This is a genomic window from thiotrophic endosymbiont of Bathymodiolus puteoserpentis (Logatchev), assembly GCF_900127505.1.
Lineage (GTDB): Bacteria > Pseudomonadota > Gammaproteobacteria > PS1 > Pseudothioglobaceae > Thiodubiliella.
Genome location: NZ_UEXF01000043.1, coordinates 33,762 through 37,834, shown reverse-complemented (window position 1 = coordinate 37,834; position 4,073 = coordinate 33,762). Strand labels below are relative to the sequence as shown.

Below are 4,073 nucleotides of genomic sequence, written 5' to 3'. Positions count from 1 at the left end.
GAGTAAGTTTGTGTGTCAATAATAATGTTGGTGAAAGTTTTGTCACCATTAAACATCAAATCTTTTAATAAGGGGTTGGCGTTTGCCAGTTGTTTTTTATTATTTAGAGTGGCTTTGTCAATTTTATAGCCATCAAATAAATCTTCAACAATTAGACTATCCGATGTGCCAAGGGTGTTTCTGGCGTTTATCAAAGAATTAACTTGTTCAATATAGGGTAAGTTATTCTCTAATTCTTGGTGTAGTTTTGCCAGTTTTTTAAGAAAATCAAAATCAAAAATATCTTTGGTTTCAACGGCAATTAAAATTTTTTCATCTCTGCCGAATTGATCACGAAATTCATCGTATTTAATGCGTAACTCGTCAGTTTTATGTAAAAACCCCTCGGTTGAAGTGTCCATTTTGAGGTTGGGTAAATTAAAGCCGAGCCCCACTACTATAAGCAAAACTGTAAGAATGGTTTTTTTGCTATTATCAAAAATAAAATCTGCTAATTGTTCAAATTTTTGCTCTGTTTTTAATCGCCAATTCATTATTTTAATATCCGTGTTAATCAATTAATAAGGTTGAAAGATAGCCTTCGCGTGCTTCAATATTTGAGTAATAGACATCATCCAGCCCATCAGCCATAGAGTTTTTAACCACATCGAGTGCCAAAATTGCCTTACTCCAAGCACTTAAATGTTTAAATTCTGTGATAGATAAGGCGTTATTGGTAAATTCATTAATCCAAGACAAACGCATAAAAATGGGTGCAAAAGCAGCGTCAATCATATTGAATTCCTCGCCATTGAAGAATTTTTCTTGGTTTTTTATGGCTTCAATTTTGGTTAATTTGTCAAATAATGCTTTTTTTGAAGTGTGAAATTTTGCTTCCTCACCTGTGATTATGCCGAATATATCTCCTAGAATTTCTCCAGAATATATAATCCAAGATCGATTATTTGCTCTTTGAACCACCTCTTTTGGATGGAAACTACACGCACTTATTTCTTCGATAAATTCAGTGATGACTAAGGATTCAAAAATAACTTGATCGTCAACTTTAAGTAATGGCACTTGTCCAGTGGGGGAGATTTCTTTAAACCAATCGGGTGGATCCATGGGGTTAATGTAAGTCATTTTAAAGTCAATTTTTTGTACATTTAACGATATGAGTGCCCGTTGTGCAAATGGACAAAGTTTGAAGCTAATCAGTTCTAATTTCATTTTTCTCTCCTTGTAGTGAGGAAGGCAAGGCCTTCCTCAGGTTATTCTCGATGGTAAGGATGATTGGTTAATAACGAATGGGCGCGATAGATTTGCTCTACTGCTAATAATCGTGCCATTGAATGGGGTAAAGTTAGGTTTGACAATCCCCATAATTGGTGAGCTTGTTGCTTAATGGTATTGCTTAAACCATCAGCGCCACCAATTAACAACGCCACACTGTCACCATTTTGTTGCCAATCTTTCATTGCCTTGGCGATTTCTTTAGTGCTGTGTTGCTTGCCGTGTTCGTCAAAGGCAACGATTAAATTTGCACTGGCGCTGGCCTTTATCAGTAGTTCACCTTCAAGTTCTTTGATTTGTTCAATATTTTTCCCCTTGCGTTTTTGTGCTTCTGGCGTGGTTAAAGTAAAGTTGAGTTCACGGGGTAATTGTTTTTGATAATGTGTTACCCCTGTTTGTATCCAATCAGGCATCTTTTTACCAATAGCAATTAAGTTAATTTTCACTCGTTCGTTCCCGACCATAATTTTTCTAACTTATAAAACTCCCTGGTTTTTTCAGTCATCACATGCACCACTACTTCCGCCAAATCAATCAACATCCAATGCCCTGTTTCTGCACCCTCAATGCCCACAACTTTCATCCCTAAACGCTTTGCCTCGATTTTGATATTATTGGCAATACCTCGCACATGTTGTGTGGATCGACCTGTGGCAATGACAATTGCCTCAATGTCTGCACTTTGTTGCAAAACTTTGAGCGTAACCACATTTTCTCCCTTAAGTTCGTCAATAATGTCGGTAACTGCTTTTAGTTGTTGTGTTAAATTCATAAGGTCTCAATATATTTAATAATGCTTTCAGGCAATAAACCTGATAAATTTTCCTGATTGTGTATTTTACTTCTAATTTGTGTTGATGAAATATTAACTAACGGCGTTTTGGCAAAATACTGCCATCCCGTGTGAGAGACTGATCCCTGTGCCTCAGATAATCTGGGCAATACCACCAATTGTACATAATGGCTAAATTGCTGAGCACTTTTCCAAGTTGACAATGTGTTAAAACTGTCCTCGCCCATAATTAAAAAAATCTTTTTGTTTGGGTAATCTATTTTAATTTGTTTGAGTGTGTCAATGGTATAGGACGCACTTTGTCGGTCAATTTCACGGCAATCAAGTTGTAGCGCATCAAACTCAGTGATTGCCAAATTTAGCATATCAAGGCGTTGCTGGTTAGAAAACTGCAAGGCGTTTTTATGCACAGGCGCTTTACAAGGCATTAAAAAAAGTTGCTCTAATCTTAACAATTTTTTAACCGCACAAGCCGTTTTTAAATGTCCGTAATGTACTGGGTCAAATGACCCGCCAAAAAAACCGATTGCGGACATTTATATGGATTCCATTAGTTGCTTAAAAATGATAGTATATACATTTAGGGCTAAGGCTGGATTTAAAATTTTTCAAGTGGGCGAAAAGTGGGTTTTTGATGATTATTTCTAATTTATGTAAAGGTCTCAAATAGTTGTTTTCATTCTTTTTGATCTTGAAGCCAAAAATCTATAACATATCTTATTTGTTCTTTGGTGTTTTCTAATTGGGTCAACAATTGTTTTGGTGTAAACCAAACACAACCATAAATATCTTCTTTTATTTGTGGTGTTGTATCTGCTAAATTACCTTCATACGACATTTCATACCAATATATTTTTTTTATATATTTTTGAGATAATGTCTTTTTATGATAATAAGTACTGGGTAGAATTTGCTTTATACTTAATTTTTTTTTATCCAATCCAGTTTCTTCGGAAACCTCTTTAAGGGCGTTATCTTTTTTTGTATAATTATCTTGTATGCCACCTTTAGGTAAATCCCATCGACCATTTTTATATATTAATAAAACCAAGCCTTTGCAGATCACCAAACCGCCAGAGCACTTAACTGTCTTGATTTTTATCATAATCTGTTTTAGATAATACATAATTAATAGCATTAATTCTAGCCGACATCTTTGAGTTAGAGTTTAATATTACCCATGGATTATTTTTAGTTGCTGTTTGTTCAAACATTTTATTTTTATATTCAGAATATTTATCCCAAAGTTCAATAGCTCTTTTGTCCACATTAGATACTTTCCATAGCTTCAGAGGATTATTTTTTATCAATTCAAGGCGTTCTTGTTGCTCTGATTTAGAAATGGAAAAATAAAATTTAATCAAATGAATGTCATCTTTTATCAACATATTTTCAAAGTCTATTACTTCTTGCATAAATTTTTCATACTCTGCGTTTGTGCAAAAACCATTGACAGGCTCAACTATTGCACGATTGTACCAACTACGGTTAAAAAATACTATATTCCCTGGTTCTGGTAAATTCTTAATGTATCTTTGAAGATACCAAGATTTTTTTTCACCTTCTGTTGGTTTGGGTAGGGCTATCTCTGTAGCATGTCTTGGATTTATATGCTCCATAAAACGACGAATAGCCCCACCTTTACCTGCTGTATCACGACCTTCAAATAAAATAACCATTCGTTTGCCTTTTTTAATGACATCTTTTTGCAGTTTAATTAATTCTACTTGTAATTCTGATAGTTGCAATTCATAATGTATTTGTCTTAAAACTTTATTGATAGCACTCATATTTATTTCATCTTGCTTTATTAAATATTTAACGCCTTTTTTACTATTTAATAGTTTTAAGTCATCTTCATTTAACTCATCAAAAGAGTTATATTTAGTTTTAATTATTTTATTTTCTAATTTAATTGTATTCATGGCTTTCTAAGTTAATCTGCAAGTATAGAGCGATTATAACGAATCACTATATTAGGGTCAGTAGCTATACGCTTGGTTTTAAT

Annotated in this window: 6 protein-coding genes and 1 pseudogene; all 7 read right to left on the bottom strand. The window is 33.9% G+C overall.

The genetic code is table 11. The annotated features are described in order from the left end of the window. Positions 1 to 533 (bottom strand): annotated as a pseudogene (locus BHECKSOX2_RS06500) (MMPL family transporter); the annotation flags it as partial. A gap of 16 nt (positions 534 to 549) precedes the next feature. After that, positions 550 to 1,209, bottom strand: a complete 660-nt coding sequence (locus BHECKSOX2_RS06495) for a glutathione S-transferase family protein (RefSeq protein WP_090715146.1) — start codon at positions 1,207 to 1,209, stop codon at positions 550 to 552. Positions 1,210 to 1,250: 41 nt separating this feature from the next. Continuing rightward, positions 1,251 to 1,736, bottom strand: coding sequence for a 23S rRNA (pseudouridine(1915)-N(3))-methyltransferase RlmH (rlmH, locus tag BHECKSOX2_RS06490; RefSeq protein WP_245391344.1), 486 nt, complete (start codon positions 1,734 to 1,736; stop codon positions 1,251 to 1,253). Further along, complete coding sequence (rsfS, locus tag BHECKSOX2_RS06485) at positions 1,715 to 2,044, bottom strand: ribosome silencing factor (RefSeq protein ID WP_090715152.1); 330 nt, start codon at positions 2,042 to 2,044, stop codon at positions 1,715 to 1,717. The genes rlmH and rsfS overlap by 22 nt, the downstream gene beginning before the upstream one ends. Further along, positions 2,041 to 2,601 (bottom strand): nicotinate (nicotinamide) nucleotide adenylyltransferase, encoded by a 561-nt coding sequence (gene nadD, locus BHECKSOX2_RS06480; RefSeq protein ID WP_139682944.1) that lies wholly within the window; start codon positions 2,599 to 2,601, stop codon positions 2,041 to 2,043. The genes rsfS and nadD overlap by 4 nt, the downstream gene beginning before the upstream one ends. 140 nt (positions 2,602 to 2,741) lie before the next feature. Then, entirely contained in the window at positions 2,742 to 3,170 is a 429-nt protein-coding gene (locus BHECKSOX2_RS06475; RefSeq protein ID WP_180323696.1) for an NUDIX domain-containing protein, read from the bottom strand. After that, positions 3,148 to 3,990, bottom strand: coding sequence for a polyphosphate kinase 2 (gene ppk2 / locus BHECKSOX2_RS06470; RefSeq protein ID WP_090715161.1), 843 nt, complete (start codon positions 3,988 to 3,990; stop codon positions 3,148 to 3,150). Before ppk2 ends, BHECKSOX2_RS06475 begins: the two co-directional genes overlap by 23 nt. Positions 3,991 to 4,073: the final 83 nt, after the last annotated feature.